Consider the following 18,847-nt stretch of genomic DNA (forward strand, 5'->3'; position numbering starts at 1 on the left):
CTTGATCGGAGAATCCCTAGGACAGGCCTGTTTGAAAACAATACGGCGACCGATGCCTTGCAGATGAGTGTAAAAGGCATCGGTTGCCGACATATTCTCCACCCTTATTCCTGCATGTGCTCCCGCATGGAATAATGGCGCTATGACATGTGAACCACCCACCGCTATCGCGGTCAATGACGTGTACCAATACGTTGGCATGGACTGTACAAAAAAAAACGCTTCACACTGCCATTAACGAGGTATCTTTTCGTGCTTCGCGTTCTCACCCCTTACCTCTGCAGCAATGGCGTCGATGAGCACTGTGCATCCTACTGAACACTCTCCTGGCCTGATCATTTGCGAGCATTGCGACTCGCTGTACGAAGCGCAACCGCTGAAGCCCGGTGAAGCAGCGTTCTGCCTGCGTTGCGAGGCACTGCTCGGGCGCGGCCACCGAATGACCATTGAGCAGTTACTGGCACTGACCGTCGCTGCGGCCATGCTTTTTGTATTCGCCAACCTGTTTCCCGTGATCAGCATCAGCATGAAGGGCCTGACCAACGAGGTCACGCTCTGGCAATCGGTTGAAGCCCTTGCCCAAGGGCGAATCACGATCATTGCGCTGGTCGCCGGCCTTTCGATTATCTTTGCGCCGCTTTTGCAGATCGCCTTGCTGTTCTGGGTGTTAGTACATGCGCACAAAGGCATCATCGCGCCCGGCTTCAGGGCCTGCATGCGCGCCCTGGAACACCTGCGGCCGTGGAGCATGCTCGAAGTGTGCATGCTCGGTATTCTGGTGGCGATCATCAAGCTGTCAGGAATGCTCGACGTGCATCCCGGCGTCGGGCTGTGGGCCATGGCCATGCTGATGGTGCTGATTCTGCTGATCGCCAACAAGGACATCCGCAGGTTGTGGGATGAACTGGGAGTGCCGCCGCAATGAACGGCATTCCCTTCGCCCATGAACACAAGCTCTGCCTGTGCCATACCTGCGGTTACGCCTGCCAGGAGGGCGCTACGCGTTGCCCGCGCTGCGACTCACCGGTACACAGACGCAAGCCCAACAGTATCAGCCGCACCTGGGCTTATCTGATTGCCGCACTGATCTTCTATATCCCGGCCAATGTGCTGCCGGTGATGTACACCAACCTGCTGGGCAACCGCAGTGAAAGCACCATCATGAGCGGCGTACTGGAGTTTTTTGAAAGCGGCTCTTGGGACATTGCCATCCTGATCTTTGTCGCCAGCGTTCTGGTGCCCTGTATCAAATTTCTGGTGCTGGGCATGCTGCTGATCACGTGTCAGCACAGCAGCACCTGGGCGATGCGCGAGCGCGCACGTCTTTACCGTTTCATCGAGCTGATCGGCTACTGGTCGATGCTCGATGTGCTGGTTGTGGCCCTTGTGGCGTCTCTGGTTCAGTTTCGCGAGCTCAGCACCATCGAGCCGCGGATCGGTATTCTGTTTTTTGGCTTGGTAGTGGTGATGACGATGTTCGCCGCCATGAGTTTCGATCCCCGGCTTATCTGGGACGCAGAGGTTGAAGATGTCTGACAATACCCTCCCCCCGTCTGCTTCAGTGCCACGCCCTGAAGTCAAACGTCGTCGCCTGCGCGTATCGCTGATCTGGCTGGTGCCGATCGTTGCAGCGATCATTGGCGTATCCATGGCTTTGCATGACTGGATGAACATCGGCCCGAAAATCACCGTGAGCTTCCTGACCGCAGAAGGCCTTGAGGCCAACAAGACCCAGGTCAAATACAAAAACGTGATCATCGGCATGGTTACCGTTATCACCCTTAGTGAAGACCGTACCCATGTACTGGCCAGCATCGACCTGAACACCAGCGCCGCGCCGTTCACGAGAATCGACAGCCAGTTCTGGGTGGTGCGACCGCGCATCGGCGCGCACGGCGTATCGGGCGTCGACACGTTGCTGTCAGGCGCCTTCATTGGCGCCGACGCGGGCAGCTCCGAAGAGACTAAAACCAGCTTTACCGGTCTGGAAACACCGCCACCGGTCACTTTTGGTGAAAAAGGCAAGCGCTTCAAACTGCATACCGACGACCTCGGCTCTCTGGACATTGGCTCACCGATCTACTATCGACGCATTCAGGTCGGTCAGGTGGTTGGCTACGAGTTGTCCAAGGATGGTCACGGGGTCGATATTCAGATCTTCATCAACGCACCAAATGATCAGTACATCACCACCGACACCCGTTTCTGGAATGCCAGCGGGGTCGACATCACGGTTGGCGCGTCAGGGGTGAAGGTCAATACCCAGTCGCTGACCTCGATCATCTCCGGCGGCATTGCCTTCCGCGAGCCCAACTGGAGCCCGGACTCGAAACTCGCCGACGAGAACGCCGAATTCAAGATATTCGATGATCAGGCCACCGCGCTGGCTCCGCCCGACGGCGAACCGCGCTATATCCGCATGCGCTTCAATCAGTCGCTTCGCGGGTTGACGGTCAACGCAGCGGTAGACTTTCTGGGCGTCAATATCGGCAAGGTGGTGTCGGTCGATCTGGATTACGACCCGGCGACCAAGACCTTCCCAGGTATCGTGGGTGCAGTGATTTATCCCAAGCGCCTGGGTGCGGCCGAGTCGAAACTGCAGGAACTCGGCGGCAAGGGCGATGAAGAGGAACAATCCGCCAGAGTGCTGGGAGCGTTTGTCGCCAACGGCCTTCGCGCTCAAGTGCGCAACGGCAACCTGTTGACCGGCCAGTTGTACATCGCCATGGAATTCGATCCCAAGGCACCGAAAGTGGCATTCAATGCCAAGGCCCGTCCGCTGGAAATCCCGACCGTACCGGGCAGCTTCGACAAGTTGCAGGAGCAATTGCAGGCGTTCGTCGAGAAGCTCAGCAAACTGCCGATCGACGAGCTGGCGAAGAATCTGAATGGCAGCCTGAGCGAGCTGCAGAAAACCCTCAAACAGGTGAACAGCAGTGTGCTGCCGCAGATGCGTGGCACCTTGCAGCAGGCTGAAAAAACGCTGGGCACCGCCAACGATTCATTCGCTGAAGATTCGCCTGCGCGTCAACAATTGGGCCAGGCGCTGGATGAAGTGCAGCGCACCGCTCGTTCGGTACGGGTGCTGACTGACTTCCTCAGCCGCCATCCAGAATCGCTGATTCGCGGTCGCACGGGCGATGCAGCCCCACGCTCGTTCAACGCCCCGTCCTCATCCCGAGCCATTGATCTGGAGCCAAAACAATGACCTTGCGCCTGAAACTGGCGTTACTTGCCGCAGCCCTGGGCCTGGGTGCCTGCACATCGACGCAGACCCACTATTACACCCTGATTGCGCCCATGGGCGCGGCCAGCAGCGTAGCGGCCAGACCCATGCCGTTTCAGTTCGAGATGCTGCCGGTCTTGATGCCGGTTCAGGTTGACCAGCCGCCACTGGTGGTTCGCCAGGGCAACGGCAGCCTTGCGATTCTGGACACCGAACGCTGGGGCTCGCCACTGGGCGACGAGTTTCACGATGCGCTGACGCCGCAACTTGAACGTCATTTCGGCAGCCGCGACATGGCCGGTCTGCCGAAAAACAGCGATCAACCGGTGCTTTCGGTCCGTACAGATGTACGCCGCTTCGAGTCGATGCCTGGCAATTATGCGTTGATCGATGTGGTCTGGACGCTCGGGCTTCGCGATGCAGGCGCCACCGCCGGCAGCAAGCGGCAGAGTCTGACGTGCAGCAGCGTGATTCGCGAACAGGCCGGGGAAGGCATGGAAAATCTCATCATCGCCCATCAGAAGGCCGTGTCCCGGTTAGCTGACAAGATCGCCGCAACTGCCGCCAGCTGGACCGCACAGCCCGCCTCTCACTGCCTGTAAGCCTATCGGGAGNNGGGAGGTCCATTAAAGACCTCCCGGTTTCAGGCAACATGGCTGCAGAAAGCCTTGCAAAACCGCCGTTTAAAAGCGTTCAAGTCCGTACAAAAATGTATCACCCTGTTTAATTCCTACGTACACTCTACCGCCTGTCTGGCACGTTAGTACCTGATCGGCCCGAATGCTCAGTTTTCCGGGTCTGTTGGAGTGCCTTATCGATCAGTGCCAGTAACGCTTGTTAACCCTGATGTGTGGCAACAAGCCTTTGGCTTGCAGCGGACAGTCTATCGAGGACAAACGGATGACAGGGATCGGAGCACGGCTGAAAAAGGAACGTCTGCGCCTCAAACTTTCGCAAAGCGCACTGGGCGCGATAGGTGGCGTGGAAACCAACGCTCAGGGCAACTACGAAAACGGTGTTCGCTCGCCTCGGGCAGACTACCTTTCCAGCGTCTCGAATGCGGGCGTGGATGTGGCCTACGTGGTGACCGGTCTCAGCTCACCCGCCGTCACGATTTCGAATAGCCAGGCCTGCGCTCCTCTCAACCGCGTTGTTGCTCGCCTGCACGGCAACCTGCACGACGTGACTCAGAACCTGTACCACGTGACCCGCTTGATTGAATCAAATGCAGGCGAAAGCAACGTCGACAGCGACCAGCTGGAAAACATCAAGAACGACGCAGAAGCCATTACGGTTGCGACCGTTCGGCTGATCTACATGACCTCGAAGTTGAAGTGACGCAGAGCATGTAGTGTGCCGCCAAGGCGGCTCATTGCGCCGCAAACGCCTTGTCCCTGAGTTTTTCCATGACCAGCGCTATGAATGCCGACACCGCAGGCGGCAGATGTTGCCGACTGGGATAAAGCACATGCAGACCATGACTGGTGCGCTGGTACTGCGTCAGTACCGGCACCAGTCTGCCATCGCGCAAATCCGAGCGGATGAGCGTCGCGGGCAATAGCGCAATACCAAGCCCTGCCAGGGTCGCTTTACGCAATGCCTGCGCGGTGTTGGCATTGAATCGGCTGGCCATCTGTGCACCTCATGCATCTTCGCGTCCGGCCCGAGCAACCGCCAGACAGTGCTCCCGCCGGGATGCGCCGTGCTGACGCAGTAATGCCCGTGCAGGCTCTGCAGCGAGTCCGGCATGCCGTGAGCGGCGATATACGCCGGGCTGGCGACCATAGTGTCATGCCCCTCTTCGATCAATTGACGCCCTACGTAGCCCGAATCCTGCAAAGGGCCGCCGCGAAACGCGATGTCCAGCCGGTCAGCGATCAGGTCGGCGCGCTCATCGCTGAGCACGAACTCCAGCTGAACCAGAGGATATTCGGCAAGAAAATCAGCCACCCACTCCATCGAAAAGAAATCGAAGAAATCCGCCATTGCGGCGATGCGCAGCCGACCGCCAGGTTCTTCTCGATGTGAAACAAGTTGCTCTGCGGCATCCATCAAACCATCGACAGCGCCCACACAGCGTTCGTGGAAGTCTTCACCTGCCTGGGTGAGGACCAGCTTGCGTGTCGACCGATGCAACAATCGAGTGCCCAGCTGTATTTCCAATTGCTGAACCCTGCGGCTGACCGTATTTGAAGGCATGCCCAGATGCCTTGCCGCCTGCGCAAAGCTGCCGCTGCGCACGACCTGCACAAACAGGGCGACATCGTTGAGGTCAAGCGCCACGGGGTTTATTCCTTCCATTTATGGATGAGTCCAAACCAACTATACCGACTAATCAAGCAATCCACAGAGGCTTATTCTTTGTGCTCAGGCATCAAGGCCTAGAGGACAACGCTATGAACACTATCGTCAGCATTCAGCCACGCGCCATCACCCATCGCACCAGCGGCAAAAGCCGAGGGCCTATCACTCGCCTGATGAGCCCTGGCGATCTGGGTCAGTTATTGAAGCCTTTCGTATTTCTTGATCAATTCGGCTTCAAACCCGAGCCGGGAAAAAAAGGCTTCGGCATGCATCCACACTCAGGAATTGCAACGCTGACCTATATGATCGAAGGCGAAATGGCCTACGAAGACACCACCGGTAAATCAGGCATATTGCCCAACGGTGGTGTGGAATGGATGAGCGCGGGCAATGGCGTATGGCATGACGCCCAGCCGGTAAGCGATGCGCCGATTACAGGCTTTCAGCTATGGATAGCCCTGCCCGCAGCGCAAGAGAATGGCCCTGCACACAGCGTTTATCTGGCGGCGTCGCAGGTTGCGCGGCAAGGCCCGGCACAGGTGCTGCTGGGGCGTTACGGTGCAGCACAAAGCAGCATACCTGCACCACAGGGCATGAATTATCTGGCCGTAAAACTGAAAGACGGCGAGCACTGGCGCTACACGCCGCCCGCAGGTCATAGCGTCGCCTGGCTGGCGATCAACGCCGGACACCTCGACGCAGGCGGCCCGATCAGCGCTGGCGAACTGGCTATTTTCGAGGAATCGGATCGCCCTATCGACTTCGTCGCAAAAGGCGATACCCATTTCGTGCTGGGGTCGGCAGTCAAGCATCCGCATGATCTGGTCACCGGCTACTATTCGGTGCACACCAGTAAGGCCGCGCTTAATCAGGGCGAACTGGAAATAGAGCGAATCGGCGCAGTGCTGCGCGAGCAAGGCAGGCTCTGATTGAGCAGCTGCCTCCTGTTCGAAAACCGGCTACGTACTCATCTGGACAGCGGCGCACTGGAACCGATACTTGAGCCCAGGTGGCAGCGCCTCACCTGGCCGTATCTGTACTATCCAGAACGCCGCTACCTGCCCTCGCCGCTCAGGGCTTTTATCGACTAGCCCATAGCAGCAATCGGGCGCACGCCATGGCGCGCCGGTGCTGCCATGGCGAACAACTCATCAACGCGTCTGACCTCCTCCGCACTTGGCTTGATCGCAATGGCGCACGCGACAAAAATGCCCGCATTGAAGATCAGGCCGATGATGCCGCTGGTCAACGAACCCAGTGCCGGAATGTCGTCGGGGTAAATTGTGGTCAGCACAATCGCGATCACAATACCGACCAGCATGCCGGCAATCGCGCCTTGCTTGTTGCCACGACGGCTGAAGACGCCGAAGAACAGCGGCACGGCCAGCTGGATGATGCCCTGATAGGAAATCTGTGCCAGCAGTTGCAGGCGCGCGTAATCGAAGGTCAGGTACGCCAACAGCGACGCCGCCGCGATGAAAACCACCATGCCCACCTTGGCGAGAACAGTCTTCTCGCGATCACTGCGCGGCTTGCTCCAGGTCGCCAGATCGTTGGCAAACTGTGTACCGCACACCTGAACGCAGCCGTCGACATGGCCGATGCTGGCCGCCAGGACAATCATGATTGCCAGCCCCAGCAACCACGGCCCGCCGATATCGAACAGTGACAGGAACCAGCCATGCTGCGGATGCGCGGCCACGTTGGGGTCCTGACTGATTGCCGCGGCGAACAGCATCAGAATGCCGTAGAAGCCACCCACCAGCATGATGGTCAGGAGTGTGCCCTTCTTCACCGAACGCACACCGCTGGCGGTATAGATACGCTGAAAGCTCATGGGCCAGCACATTGAGCCGATCACCCCGGTAAAGATCAGGCTGAACATGTACATCGGGCCGTAAGTGCTGCCTGCGCCGCCGGGGATCACCAGCATGCTGGCGGGCAGTTGCGACAGGTTGGCGAACGACGCCTGAGCACCGAACAGCAGGAAAATGCACAGCGCGGCACACAGCACGTAGGCAATCAGCCCCTGATACATGTCGGTCATGATCAGACCGCGCATGCCCATGCTCACCGTCCAGTACTGCCGAATCAGAATCACCACCACCCCGACCAGCAGGCAAGTCGTCACGCCCCAACGGCCGAAACTGGCGAACTGAAAAAGAGTCGCGAGGGCCTGAATGCCCATCACCACCCAGGGGAATACCGAGATGATGCCAATGATCGAAGCAATGCGTTTGACCACCGGGCTATTGAAGCGCATGCCCAGCAGATCCGGCTGGGTGGTCAGGTTGAAACGCTTGCCCCAGGTCCAGGCACGATTGGCCATTAGGTACATGGCGGTCACGCCGAGCGTGGCATAGACCATGCCGTAAAAGCCCAGCGCGCCACCGACAGACAGTGCAAAGAACGCAGTAAACGTTGCACCCGGCCACCACGAGTTGGTGTAGCACATGGCGATGAACCAGGGACCGTAGGAGCGACCGCCCACCGCGTAGTCGGAAAAGCTCTCGCTCTTGCGATTGGTCGCGTACAACACGGCGATCATGCCCGCCAGGAACACGCCGATTAGGCCGAAGGTGATGTAAAGGTCCGAAACCATAGTCGTGCTGATCATTGCCCGTCCCCCTCTTGTGGAATTTCACCCAGCAGAGACTCGACCACGTACAGCATCCACAGGCCCAGCCCCATGAGCACGGCGATCAGAAACCAGTAGAAGATCGGCAGTGGCACACCGAGCACCAGCGCGGTGCTGCCACTGACCTTGAGGTAGAACGGTGGAAACAGCGCCATCATCAACAGCGCGAAGAAGTACAGGCCAAACACCAGATTTTTCAGGCGGCCGGGATTTTCAGAAGACGGAACGTTACTCATGGAGTGCTCCTTGAATTTCAGGATCTGGCTATGGATAAGTGATCGGATAAAACTCAAGCAGGAAAAGGAACACGCGGTCACCCGCTACTTTTTTATTATTGGAGTGCTTGTTACAGGTATGCCTGGAGAGGACGGGTCATGCCTGTCGCAACCAGGTTTCCCATTGCGAATCATTGATGATGCTGCGCGCGCGCATGTGCTTCCAGGTGCCGTACTTGTAAAAGTCGAAGTCGAGTTGCGACACGGCGTGCTGGACCATTGCCCAGGTTGACCATTTGATATCTGCCAACGCCTTGTTCAGCTTGATCCGCGCTACGGTTTGCGCGCTGACCTGACCGAAGTAGTCCTCGATCAGCGCCAGCTCCATCTCGTCACTGAAAAACATCTCGCCGAACCACAGCGCCAGTTCGTAATGGCGATCGTTATTGGAGGCGTACTCGAAATCCACCAGACGAATCTGACGCTCCGCGTTGAGCATGAAGTTGCCTGCCAGCGTGTCATTCATGCACGGTGCCAGATCAATTCCGGAAGCTTACAGGGCAGCTTTTGCGCGCTGATATTGCAGGCACAACCAGTCGTCATCCTGAGGCTTGATGCCCTTGAGCTCCGCCACCTGGTTCTGGTGCTCGGCAATCATATCGAACACGGTCTTGGTCTGTTTCAGCAACGGCTGATCGTTGAACGCCTTGAGCCCGTGCAGAGCGCCGTGGCGTATGTCGCGCTGCAGGAAGTCATGATTGGAGGATGCCCGCCAGCCCTCCATGAACTCGAACACTTCGACACCGAACGCTTCAAGAAACGCAAACACCGGCGCACCGTAGCCGGTTTGCGCCGCTTTCACACTGGCCTCGTGGGCCGTGTGGCGGTCAATGAACATTTCTGTGCCGGCGCCCGGCACCTTGAAGAAGTACGCCGTGTCGGCCCCCTCGACCTCGACCCGCCAATTAGTGTTGGAGATACCGCCGCTGACCGGCTCGTAGCCGACGCGCCGCCCCTGCCAACTGTCGATACTGCGCACCGCAGCTTCCAGTTGTCGTTCCTGGGTACTGACAGACTGCCCTAACGTTTTCATGCTCTACCCTCCTGAACCTGACGCATCCAGCCTTCCAGGCGCGGGTCCTGAACACACTGCCGGCAACGCAGCAGCGTCCATTGACCGACCTTGGAAAACTCCAGTGGCCGCACGGACGTCGTACCTGCCCAAAGCCCCCACAATGTCCAGTACCAGTCGTTGATCAGCGCATACAAGCGGCAGACGGCATAGTCGACTTCCAGACACTGCCCCGCCCATGCGCTGATCCCTTCGCGCCACTGGCTTTCAAACGAATAAAGCTCGTTGAGGGTAATCGCAACGTCGTACCAGGGGTCCATGCAGCCGCCGTAGTCGAAATCCACCAGGCGCAACCGGCCTTCGCTTGACACCATCACATTGCTGGCAACGCCGTCGCCGTGCAGCGGCACCGCCTGCACAGAGCGGGTCTGCAATGCCTGCCAGACCATGTCAACACAGCGGTCAATCCATTGGTGTTCTGCGGGCAGTGCAACGTTGTCACGTTCGCAGAGTGTGCGAAGGCGCTCGATATCCATCATCGGCGAGCGCACAACATCAGGCACAGGCCCGACATGCACCAGCCGCTTCAGCGCCCACAGCGCCTGAAGGTGGCCCGGCGCGAGCAAGTCATCGAGCCGGGCAGCACGCCAGTCCAGACCCAGATCCTCGAAAATCAGCACACCGCAGGCCGTGTCTGCGCCAAGCAAGCGCGGTGCCGCGCCGCTACGGCCTGCGCATTCACTGGCCTGCGCTGCCTTTTCGAAATCAATCAGTTGCGCCATATCGGTATGCAGCACCTTGGCGTAAACAGCGCCCTGTGCACCGGCAACTCGAAAACCCGTCCATTCGGTCGACAGCCTGGAGGGCGATGCCACGCCCTGCGTAACGACCTCGGTGTGCGCGTTCGCATCCAGCCCGCAGTTTGCCAATGCGCCGAGCAGGCGTGTGGTCAGGTCGTCAGCATATGACATGGTCAGTCCTCAACGAAACGAAGCGGATGAGGTGCAAGCCCGATACAACAGCCCGGTCAGCATGCGCAAACCGTTGCGCATGTCCTGATCGTTGGTGTATTCGGCCTCGTTATGGGAAACGCCATTGCTGCTGGGGATGAACAGCAGGCACACCGGGTAATGGCGGTTCATGCTGATCGCGTCATGACCGGCGACCGTCATGCTGTCGGCGGTCGACAGGCCCAGCTCGCCGCCTACTGCGTGCGCCAGTTCCGCAAACCCTTCATGCAGCCTGGCGGGCGGGCGCAGTACGCTGCTTTCCACCTCAAACCCGGTCATGGTCCTGTCGGCGATGGTGTGCAACGTTGCGTCCAGGCGTTCACCTGCCGCGCTCAGCAGACCGACATCGCGGGAGCGGTACTCGATCAGCAGGGAGACCCGGGAAGGCACGACATTGGGTGAATTGGGGTACACCTCGATACGTCCTACCGAGCTGTGCATCTGCAAGCCATGTTGCCCGGCTTCGTCGCGCACCGCCGTGATGGTGTGTGCGGCAGCCAGCAATGCGTCACGGCGTNNNNGGGCGGCCATGGGCGTAGGGCCGGTATGATTCTGCTCGCCATCGAAACGCACCCGCCGTTTCAACGCGGCCCAGGTTTCCCGGACCACGCCGATTGCCGTCTGGCTGCTTTCCAGGCCAGTGCCTTGTTCGACATGAATTTCGACGTATCCGGCAATGTTCAAATCAACCTGATCATTACCCAGATAACCTATGGCTTGCAGCGCATCCTTCAAACGGATGCCATCGCCATCGCGGCTTTCCCAGGCATTTTCCAGGGCCAGTGCCCCGGTAAATACACCGCTGCCGATCAGGCTCGGCTGAAAGCGGGCGCCCTCCTCGTTGGTCCAGTTGACGACGGCCAGATTGCAGGCAGGTATTTCACCGCGATCACGCAGTTGCCGCGCCAGACTGGAGACCGCCACGGCAGCGGCAAGCACGCCGTATACACCGTCGAAACGACCCGCGCTCGGCTGGCTGTCCAGATGTGAACCGCACAGCAGATAAGGCGCCTGGGGATCAAACGTCATGAGGCCGAACAGGTTGCCGATCGCATCGACACGCACTTCAAAGCCGTGCTCTTTCAGCCAGTCCCGAAACAGGTCGCGCACCCGACCGTCTTCAGCCGATGCCGCCAGCCGGTGCAAGCCACCCGCCGGTGTTGCACCAATGGCCGAGCTTTGCTGAAACAGCGCTTCAAATGCCGCCAGATCAGCTGCACCTGGCTCCATCAATTCAGGGATAGAGGGTGTCGACATGATCTTTCTCCAGGCGTGTCACAAACTCGTCGGATAACGCGCGATTGGTGACCAGGGTGGTTATCGCGGCGAACGGAAGAGTATTGATAAAGGTGCGATGACCGAACTTGCCATCATCAGCCAGCACAACACTGCACGCGCAGTGCCTGACCAGCGTCCTGCGCAACATGGCTTCCGGCTCCTGGTAATCCATCAGCCCCAGGTCCAGATCAATGCCGCCGATACCCATGAAGGCGATGTCGTAATGAAACTGCCGGGCGAACTCCAGCGTGTGCGGCCCGATCAAGGCGTTGTCGGTACGCCGCACATCGCCGGGCGCAACCAGCACCTGATTGTCGCTTTGGTGCGATATCAACTGGGCGAGGTCCAGCGAATTGGTGATGATCTTCAACTGGCTGAACCGCGTCAGTTGCTGGGCCAGCGCCAGCGTCGAAGTACCGGTGTCGAGGAAGATCGCCATGCCTTCGCTGACCAGTTGCGCAGCGCGGGCAGCAATACCTGCCTTGGCGCGGGGCTTGAGCCTGCTGCGTTCCTGCAAAGGCAGTTCTTCGCTGGATCTGGGCAGAATCGCGCCACCGTGAATTCGCCTTAATCGGCCCTCTTCTTCCAGATACTTGAAGTCGCGGCGAATGGTCTCTTCGGACACGAACAGCAATTGTGCAAGGTCCGACGCCTTGACACGCTGCTGTTGGGCGAGCAGGCGCATGATTTCGTCCAGGCGCGGCTGATTGAGCATGGGGGTGGCATTCCGTTGCAAAGTAAGAACTCCAGTGTCCGGGCCCGTTGGCCGTTGATCCGCAAGCAAGAGGGACATGGCTACTGCCCCAAAATCGGTGGCAAGTGTTGATCCCATGGCGCGATGGCTTCCACAGCGGCACAGAACTGCAGCACCTGAGCGTCGGCAAAGCGTGGCCCGACCACTTGCAGACCAATGGGCAGCCCGCCGGAACTCCACCCGCAGGGCAGGTTGGCCGCCGGGTTGCCGGTAATGTTGAAAGGGTAAGTAAATGGCGTCCAGCGCGCCCACGGCAAAGCGCCGTCCTGCCCGGCATAACCGGCCGGTGCCACGTCGTCGGCAGCAAACGGCAGAATCGGCAACGTGGGCATGATCAGCAAATCGTAATCTTCAAACAGCGCATGGACCTGATTGGCAAACGCAGCGCGCTGTTGGAGTGCCTGCAAGTAATCACTCAGGCTGTACTGGGCAGAACGCCTGATCAGATCGGCAAAGCCAGGGTCAAGCTGGTCCAGTTGCTGCGCAAGCGCTTTGCCATAAGCAATACCGCGCCCGGCAACCCACAGCGTTTCGAACGTCGCCAGCGGGTCCTGCCAGTTCGGTTTGAGCGTGCTGACCGTGACGGGCAGCGACCTGGAGATGTTGCCTACGGCGGCTTCGACCGCTGAGGCGATTTGCGCGTCGACCGGTGTGTCAAAAAGCGTCGGGCAGAAGCCGATACGCAACGGACTCAACGGTTGGTCACACCGTGCCAGAAAGGACTCGTCAGGGGCTGGCAGCGCCTGGTGATCCAGCGGATCCGACCCCGACAGGATATCGAACAGCAACGCGCTATCACGCACGGTTCGGGTAATCGGTCCGGCATGACTGAGCATCTCGGTGGCTGACCAGGGCCAGGTCGGAATGCGTCCCAGAGTGCCTTTGAGGGCGAACGCACCACAGAACGAGCCAGGTATGCGCACCGAGCCGCCACCATCGGAGCCCAGTGCGGCCGGCACCATGCGCGCCGCCACCGCAATCGCCGAGCCGGAACTGGAGCCACCACTGGTCAGTGCCGGGTCCCAGGGGTTACGCCCGTTGCCGAACACCCGTGACGTACTTGCGCCGGTCCAGCCGAATTCGGTCGTCGCTGTCTTGCCCAGAATGATCGCACCAGCATTCTTGAGGCGGCGAATGATCGGTGCATCCTGGACCGGCACCGAGTCCAGAGCAGTCAACGAGCCACGCGTGGTGCGCAGTCCCGCTGTCGAAAAGAGGTCCTTGATGCCAAAGGGTATGCCGTGCAGCGGACCTCTTACCTGACCACGCTGCAGTTCGGCAGTCATCGTCCAGGCCTGTTCGAGCGCGACATCGGCGTATACGTCACCAAACGCATTGAGTGTGGAATTGTGGGTTTCAATCGTTGCCAGACATAACTCAGTCAAGCGTATCGGCGTCATGCAGCCTTTGCGGACAAGCGCGGCAGCTTCAATCACGGTAGGCATGGACGATGGCTGTGGCTCAATCAATGTAGATACCTCTTTCATCAGTGAGATACTTCTGCGCAATGCCCAGTGCCGACGACTGTCGGCGCATTACATTCAGCAGGGGCTGGCGCGTCAAGTGGGTTTTGTTGGATATATTGAATTTGTGGTTTTAAATTTTGTAACAGCACCGTCACGGTGCCAAAAAAAGCTCAAAACCCTGCGTCGCCCAATTGCGGTGCGCAGTTAAAACGGCGGGAAGAGGCAGGAGAAAGAAAGAAGGAGGCGATGGGCAAGCAGATAGAACGGCGCCTGTCCGTGGCGCAGTCCTGTCATTGAAACCGGTATTTCAAGTCAGCGATCAAACCGCCAGATCGTGAGCATGGAACTTGGTTACACCGACCAGCTGGATTTCAAAGTCTGCATGCAAATCACCATTGACGTTGCCGGACAGCACGTGGTCGGCGAAACGCAGCTGGCCAGCGCCTGTGAACTCGCCGCTGCCAATGAAGCTGAAAGCATCAAGGGCTTTGGTGTCCACGTTGGCATCCATTTTCAGGAAGCTCAGCTTGTCACCCTGCTGGCTGTTGAAGTCGGTAATCACGTCGCTGGCGTGGCCTTTGCCCATTTCTGCCAGGTCATTGAACACAAAACGGTCAGCACCGCTGCCACCGGTCATGATGTCTGCGCCCAGACCGCCAACCAGCTTGTCATTGCCCGCGCCGCCGAACAGCACATTGTTCGCATCGTTACCGGTCAGGGTATTGTTGCGATCATTGCCCAGCAAAGTGAACTCGCCCTCACCTTTTAGGTGGACGTTTTCAAAGTTGGCCAGCGGGCCTGCATTCAGGTCGATCACTGTGGCAACCGGCGATGTGTTGTCATAGGTGATCTTGAGTGTATCGATGCCCTCATTGGCCTTCTCTTGCACCAAAGCGAGCTCACCAGCCTGATCAATAACGTAGGTGTCGTTACCCAGACCGCCAATCATGGTGTCAAGACCGCCACGACCATCAAGCACGTTATCCAGGCTGTTGCCGATCAGCGTGTCATTGAAAGCAGAGCCAATGGCGTTTTCAATATGCGCACCGTAGGCAATCGCCAGCCCTGAGTTCATCAGCGTCGGGGCATCAGGATTCTGGTTGTAATCGAGGAACGCCTTGCCGATGGTGCTGAACTCACCCTCGTTGAGGTTGATCTTCACAAACGAAGCCTGATTGCTGGCATCAATCGTATCCTTGCCACCAGCGTCCCAGATCGTCTCGAACACCGACTGATCGGGTGCCCATTTGTAGACGTCATTACCGGTGTGATAGCTGGTGTTGGCACCGTATATGAACTGCATGGCCGCCACATCGAGTAACATCGGCGTGGTGGGTTTGAAACTGTAGTTGTTGGTGTAGCTCATGATGGTGTAACGGGCATCTTCAAACTTGGCATCGAGCAGAACATCGTTGTATTGCGAGGCTTCAAACGAATGTTTCAAACCCAATGCATGACCCGTTTCATGCATGAACGTCAGGTAATCATCCGTGCCTTTGGCAGGATCAGCCGCGTTGACTTTCGGCCCGATCCCGACATCACCGGACCGGCCCAGTGTGCCTGGCGCGTAAGCCTGGCCGTACTCAGTACTTTGCAGACTCTTGAAGCCGCCAAAACGAATGTCTCCGACATTGTCCGGGGTGTCCTGAACCTCGGTGAATTTGATGTCTGCCACTGCACTCCATGCACCCAACGCACTTCTTGCCGCCGCTGCCTGGGCATCGGTCAGTGAATAGGCATCGCTGGGCTCCTGAGAGCGACTGTAGTCAGTGGCATAGACGGAGTTGGCAGTATGAAAGCTGTAAGTGAGGTGAGTACCGGTTGAATCGCCTAACCAGAACGGCCCCCACAACAGGCTGGTGACTCTGTCGTCGGGAGACCCTTCGGGCAAAAGTTCGGCAGGACTTGAATCATTTGGGCCGGGCATCAGCAATGCTCCTGAAGAATACACACGTTAGTGATTAACCAACGATCTTTGCCCACGCAAAAATCGCCAGGCAGTTTATTACATAACAGGCACACTATGGGCACAATAAGTTACAAGCAAACTACTTACGGATGCCGGACGCGCATTGCCAACACCCGCAGACTTCTTATTACGAATGTACTTTTATAGCTATTATACGCCTCCTACTAATAACGCTACATGAAACCTTCTTTAAACCCACGATTCCAACTGACCGGGTTCATTGCCCAAGCCGCCAATGAGCATTCACGGCAAAACGCGAGAACCCGATCAAGACCGGCAACGAAGGCGGTACAGTTGAGCTATCGTGTAACGGCTGTCGACGCGCTGGACGGTTCAGCGTTCGCGACAGGCACAGAACTGAAGCCTGACGCGTCCGGCCGGATCGCGTGCATTTATACGCTGTGTACCTTGCTGCCCTGTATAAATCATAGGCATCATAAGACCTTATCTCATCTGATCGCGGTGCGCCCCATGACCCACCACCCTGCGCCACTTCCTGCCAACGAAGAAGAACGAGTCCTGTCTCTTGAGCATCTCAGGATACTGGACAGCGCTCCCGAGCAGGACTTCGACGACATTGTGCTGCTCGCTACCACGCTGTGCGACGCGCCCATCGCCCTGGTTTCGCTGGTTGACCGGGAACGCCAGTGGTTCAAGGCCTGCATCGGCCTGGACGTCAAGGAAACCCATCGCGATCTGGCCTTCTGCGCACACGCAATCCTGCAACCTTCCGATGTGCTGGTCGTAGAAGATGCAACCACCGACCCCCGCTTCAGAGAAAGCCCGCTGGTGCTGGGCCCTCCTTATATCCGGTTTTATGCAGGCGCACCGATTCGCACCGACACGGGCCATGCGCTGGGCACGGTGTGTATAATCGATATCTGGCCGCGTGTTCTGACCGAACAACAACGTCTGGCCCTGCTGGCACTGGCCCGCCAGACCGCAGCCTTGATGCAATATCGCCTGTTTACACAACAACGCGACCAACATGCCGCAGAACTGGCCCTGGGACTCGAAAGCGCACAGAGTCAAAGCCTGGCCGTTGAGCGCAATCTGCGCGAGTCACAGCGGGTGTCGTCATTGGGAATGCTCACAGCGAGCATCGCCCACGACTTCAACAACCTGCTCCAGGCGCTGAGCGCCAGCCTGCAACTTGTCCGCATGCGCTCGCGTCGCCCAGCTGATGTCGAGACGCTCAGTGACACGGGCCTGCGAGCTGTGGATCACGGTCGACAATTGGTCACCCGTTTGCTCGATAGCGTTCGTCAGGACGGCCCCGAACTGATCTGCATCGATGTCAGCGAACGGATCGATGCCGCCCGTGATCTGTTATTGCGCTCGGCAGGCGACAATCTGGAACTGTCGTTCGACCTTAGCGCACAGGGCTGGGGCGTCCTGTGCGCCGAAGCGCAGTTGCACGCCGCCGTATTGAACCTCTTGGCCAACGCCCGTGATGCAATGTCAGGGTCTGGCAAGGTACATATCGCCACTCGACTGGAGTCAGTCAAGGAAGACCCACGATTGCCGGAAGGCGACTACCTGGTACTCAGCGTGGCTGATAATGGCCCAGGCATGGCCGCCGATCTCAAGGAACAGATATTCGAACCCTTCTTCACCACCAGACGCTACGAACCAGGTGCCGGCCTGGGCCTTGTTCAGGTGCAGGAGTTTGCGGTGAACGCAGGCGGAGGCGCACGCGTCGAAACAGCACCTGAAAACGGGACGACCGTGCATCTCTATCTGAGAATACTGGGTCCGATCAATTCAACGAATTAAGCGCCCCACTACTTCACGGACGTCTGATGAATTACATTACCATCATGGCGACAATAGCAATGTACTTATTGCGCGTTAGATGCCTGTAAAAAATAAACAGCGTGGGTTCTCTTTTACAAAAAATACACTCACAACAATGGCGCTTTCCGATTCACGACTATATTCAATCAACAGCAAACATTCTGTTTGCGCTACTGCCTTGGCAACAGGATGTTTGCTGTGGGATACGCAGTTGCAATAACTGCACGTTGTACACACATTAATCAAGGAATAGATCATATGTTGAAGCCTCATGGTTTAACGCCGCTCGCATTGACGGGCGGCATTCCTGTATCGCTATTGTCTGTCAGACTGTCTGCCCACGCCGATATCGCCACCGATATTGCCACTACCGGTTGGGCTACTCAAAACGGGGGCACCAAGGGTGGTTCAAGGGCAGCAGCGAATAACATTTATACGGTAAAAAACGCCGCCGAGCTGAAAGCCGCACTGGCTGCGTCGGCAGGCAGCAACGGCCGGATCATCAAGGTGACAGGGGTTATTGATGTCAGCGAGGGCAAACCGTACACCAAAACCTCTGATATGAAGCAGCGCGCCCGCCTGGACATCCCCGGCAAAACCACGATTGTCGGCACCTCCAGCAGTGCCGGGATAAGGGAGGGGTTTTTCTACGCGAAGGAAAACGACGTCATCATTCGCAACCTGACCATTGAAAACCCTTGGGACCCGGAAGATGGCAGCGCCGGCAACTGGAACTCGGAGTACGACGGTCTGACGGTCGAAGATGCCAGCAATGTATGGATCGATCATGTGACGTTTACCGACGGCCGTCGTACCGATGATCAGAATGGCACGGCCAATGGCCGTCCAAAACAACACCATGATGGCGCACTGGACGTCAAGAACGGCGCCAACTACGTCACCATCTCGTATTCCGTGCTCCGGAATCATGAAAAGAATAACCTGATCGGTTCAAGTGACAGTAAAACAGCCGATGACGGCAAACTGAAGGTGACCATTCATAACTCGTTGTTCGAGAATATTTCCTCTCGCGGGCCGCGCGTGCGGTTTGGTCAGGTTCATCTTTACAACAACTACCACACTGGAAGTACCAGCCATAAGGGATTCTCCGATCAAGT

The 18,847-nt window shown here is 57.9% G+C and carries 15 protein-coding genes and 3 pseudogenes; 9 read left to right on the forward strand and 9 right to left on the reverse strand.

The features are described from left to right. Positions 1-295: 295 nt before the first annotated feature. The 5 genes from ALO64_RS13890 (at position 296) to ALO64_RS13910 (ending at position 4,564) form a co-directional block, all read left to right on the forward strand. On the forward strand, positions 296-925 hold the full coding sequence (locus ALO64_RS13890; protein WP_005731758.1) for a paraquat-inducible protein A: 630 nt from the start codon (positions 296-298) through the stop codon (positions 923-925). Beyond that, on the forward strand, positions 922-1,536 hold the full coding sequence (locus ALO64_RS13895) for a paraquat-inducible protein A (protein WP_044344924.1): 615 nt from the start codon (positions 922-924) through the stop codon (positions 1,534-1,536). The genes ALO64_RS13890 and ALO64_RS13895 overlap by 4 nt, the downstream gene beginning before the upstream one ends. Further along, positions 1,529-3,208, forward strand: coding sequence for a PqiB family protein (locus ALO64_RS13900; protein ID WP_044344927.1), 1,680 nt, complete (start codon positions 1,529-1,531; stop codon positions 3,206-3,208). Before ALO64_RS13895 ends, ALO64_RS13900 begins: the two co-directional genes overlap by 8 nt. Continuing rightward, positions 3,205-3,828 carry a PqiC family protein gene (locus tag ALO64_RS13905; protein WP_002553228.1) on the forward strand — a complete coding sequence of 208 codons (624 nt, stop codon included), beginning with the start codon at positions 3,205-3,207 and terminating at the stop codon, positions 3,826-3,828. Before ALO64_RS13900 ends, ALO64_RS13905 begins: the two co-directional genes overlap by 4 nt. Before the next feature lie 298 nt (positions 3,829-4,126). Next, entirely contained in the window at positions 4,127-4,564 is a 438-nt protein-coding gene (locus tag ALO64_RS13910) for a helix-turn-helix domain-containing protein (RefSeq protein ID WP_002553227.1), read from the forward strand. Positions 4,565-4,595: 31 nt separating this feature from the next. On the opposite strand, the pseudogene ALO64_RS13915 reads toward ALO64_RS13910, so the two are convergent. Further along, a pseudogene (locus ALO64_RS13915) lies at positions 4,596-5,509 on the reverse strand (LysR substrate-binding domain-containing protein). A 113-nt stretch (positions 5,510-5,622) separates the two neighbouring features. Here ALO64_RS13915 and ALO64_RS13920 point away from each other — a divergent pair. Both ALO64_RS13920 and ALO64_RS13925 read left to right on the forward strand, forming a co-directional pair. Next, complete coding sequence (locus ALO64_RS13920; RefSeq protein WP_002553225.1) at positions 5,623-6,459, forward strand: pirin family protein; 837 nt, start codon at positions 5,623-5,625, stop codon at positions 6,457-6,459. A 15-nt stretch (positions 6,460-6,474) separates the two neighbouring features. Then, positions 6,475-6,621: pseudogene (locus tag ALO64_RS13925) on the forward strand (LysR family transcriptional regulator); the annotation flags it as partial. Here the strand turns inward: ALO64_RS13925 and ALO64_RS13930 are convergent. The 8 genes and pseudogenes from ALO64_RS13930 to ALO64_RS13965 all read right to left on the reverse strand — a co-directional run bounded on the left by ALO64_RS13930 (position 6,618) and on the right by ALO64_RS13965 (position 15,890). Beyond that, positions 6,618-8,147: a sodium:solute symporter family protein gene (locus ALO64_RS13930; RefSeq protein ID WP_005731750.1), complete on the reverse strand. Its 1,530-nt coding sequence runs from the start codon at positions 8,145-8,147 to the stop codon at positions 6,618-6,620. The pseudogene ALO64_RS13925 and the gene ALO64_RS13930 sit on opposite strands and share 4 nt — an antisense overlap. Next, positions 8,144-8,404, reverse strand: coding sequence for a hypothetical protein (locus ALO64_RS13935; RefSeq protein WP_044344923.1), 261 nt, complete (start codon positions 8,402-8,404; stop codon positions 8,144-8,146). Before ALO64_RS13935 ends, ALO64_RS13930 begins: the two co-directional genes overlap by 4 nt. A gap of 136 nt (positions 8,405-8,540) precedes the next feature. Then, positions 8,541-9,476: pseudogene (locus tag ALO64_RS13940) on the reverse strand (phosphotransferase). Beyond that, positions 9,473-10,426 (reverse strand): aminoglycoside phosphotransferase family protein, encoded by a 954-nt coding sequence (locus tag ALO64_RS13945; RefSeq protein WP_002553221.1) that lies wholly within the window; start codon positions 10,424-10,426, stop codon positions 9,473-9,475. Before ALO64_RS13945 ends, ALO64_RS13940 begins: the two are co-directional and overlap by 4 nt. A 9-nt stretch (positions 10,427-10,435) precedes the next feature. Beyond that, the gene (locus tag ALO64_RS13950) at positions 10,436-11,722 is read right to left on the reverse strand and encodes a M20 family metallo-hydrolase (RefSeq protein WP_054991733.1); all 1,287 of its coding nucleotides are present in this window, start codon (positions 11,720-11,722) and stop codon (positions 10,436-10,438) included. Beyond that, positions 11,700-12,458, reverse strand: coding sequence for a DeoR/GlpR family DNA-binding transcription regulator (locus ALO64_RS13955; RefSeq protein WP_044344920.1), 759 nt, complete (start codon positions 12,456-12,458; stop codon positions 11,700-11,702). Before ALO64_RS13955 ends, ALO64_RS13950 begins: the two co-directional genes overlap by 23 nt. An 80-nt stretch (positions 12,459-12,538) precedes the next feature. Beyond that, the gene (locus ALO64_RS13960) at positions 12,539-13,942 is read right to left on the reverse strand and encodes an amidase (protein WP_044344919.1); all 1,404 of its coding nucleotides are present in this window, start codon (positions 13,940-13,942) and stop codon (positions 12,539-12,541) included. 340 nt (positions 13,943-14,282) lie between these two features. Beyond that, the gene (locus ALO64_RS13965; protein WP_044344918.1) at positions 14,283-15,890 is read right to left on the reverse strand and encodes a M10 family metallopeptidase; all 1,608 of its coding nucleotides are present in this window, start codon (positions 15,888-15,890) and stop codon (positions 14,283-14,285) included. Between the two features lie 513 nt (positions 15,891-16,403). Here ALO64_RS13965 and ALO64_RS13970 point away from each other — a divergent pair. After that, on the forward strand, positions 16,404-17,708 hold the full coding sequence (locus ALO64_RS13970) for a sensor histidine kinase (protein WP_044344926.1): 1,305 nt from the start codon (positions 16,404-16,406) through the stop codon (positions 17,706-17,708). 279 nt (positions 17,709-17,987) lie between these two features. After that, positions 17,988-18,847, forward strand: an 860-nt coding sequence (locus ALO64_RS13975; RefSeq protein ID WP_054991734.1) for a pectate lyase family protein, incomplete at its 3' end; no start/stop codon positions are given.

This window comes from Pseudomonas meliae, assembly GCF_001400515.1.
GTDB lineage: Bacteria > Pseudomonadota > Gammaproteobacteria > Pseudomonadales > Pseudomonadaceae > Aquipseudomonas > Aquipseudomonas amygdali.